Source organism: Aquimarina sp. AU119 (assembly GCF_900312735.1).
GTDB classification, from domain to species: domain Bacteria; phylum Bacteroidota; class Bacteroidia; order Flavobacteriales; family Flavobacteriaceae; genus Aquimarina; species Aquimarina algiphila.
Map to the genome: position 1 here is coordinate 1 of NZ_OMPF01000029.1, position 1,208 is coordinate 1,208.

Sequence of the window (1,208 nt, forward strand, 5' to 3'; positions counted from 1 at the left end):
AACAAAGAACTGAGTTAAAAAGCAAGTCTTTTTAGTTTAATCTTGAAATATAATTTTCATCATAAGGCAATCCACTTTTTGCTATTGCAAAAGCCTGTTTCAATAACTTATTTGATACTGCAATTAAGGCCAACTTCTTACTCTTTCCTTTAGCTACCATTCTTTCATATAATTCTCTGCAAGCTTTATTATGCTTACATGCTGAAAAAGCACATAAAAACAATAAGTTTCTAAGCTTCTTGTTTCCAACTTTACTAATTCTACTCTTACCTCTTACACTCCTTCCAGACTCTCTTATAGTTGGTGTTATACCCACATAACTACAAAGCTGTTTAGCATTATCAAACTTATTAAATCCATCAGTCACAACTATCAAGAATAATGAGGTCTTTACACCCATACCTGGTATACTCTTTAAAAGGGTTAACTGCTCTTGCTGCTCTTTCTTTACTAATTCCAATAACCTTGTTTCAATAGCTTCTATTTCTTTATTTAAATGCCTTAGATTTCGTTTTAAAGAACTGTAAACTACCTTTGATGGCTTTCCTAGAGATTCCTCTCCTTTGAGTTTGTTCTTGGTAGCTGTACGTTGTTTTAAATAATTATCTAGTAATCTAAATAATTGTAAACATTCTGCTTGAACATTACTAAGGGCATTATACAAAGGAACCTCATTTAACTCTCCATACTCACATATGGCTTTAGCATCACTCTTATCAGTCTTTACCTTTGAAAGTTTCATCTGAATGAACCGCTTTACTGACAAGGGGTTAACCACTGAAACAACTATTCCATTCTTATGCAAATACTGGGCTAAACGATAATGATAATAACCTGTAGCTTCCATAACTACCAATGCCTTTTGGGACAATACTTTTAGCAAGCCTTTAAAGCCTTTCTCATCGTTTGTAAACTGCAAATGACCTGACCCCTGACTCCAAACATCTAATACATCTTTGCTAACATCAATACCATAAATTTCTTTATCTTTATTCATACAACTTGAAATTTGGAAAGAACGAGCTACTGACATTTCAACAACTTGAAATCGAGTTTAAAAACTCACAGAACTGAACGAAATCTTAGTAGGAAAAGAGAAGGGATTATCAATGTTGACGAACTGCAATGTTCTACGTGTATATTAATCTTATTCCTCTCTTTTGTTCTTTCTGATTAAACCTTAAAATTAAGAGATTGTAAACTTAAGA

1 protein-coding gene is annotated in these 1,208 nt (G+C 32.7%); it reads right to left on the reverse strand.

Annotated elements, in window-relative coordinates; all coding sequences use genetic code 11:
• Window positions 1-31: 31 nt before the first annotated feature.
• Window positions 32-997, reverse strand: a complete 966-nt coding sequence (locus tag DK442_RS24220) for an IS110 family transposase (protein WP_109438508.1) — start codon at window positions 995-997, stop codon at window positions 32-34.
• Between the last annotated feature and the right edge of the window lie 211 nt (window positions 998-1,208).

Excerpts from the sequence above, each read along its gene's own strand:
- DK442_RS24220 (WP_109438508.1), bottom strand. The coding sequence starts at position 997 with ATGAATAAAGATAAAGAAATTTATGGTATTGATGTTAGCAAAGATGTA.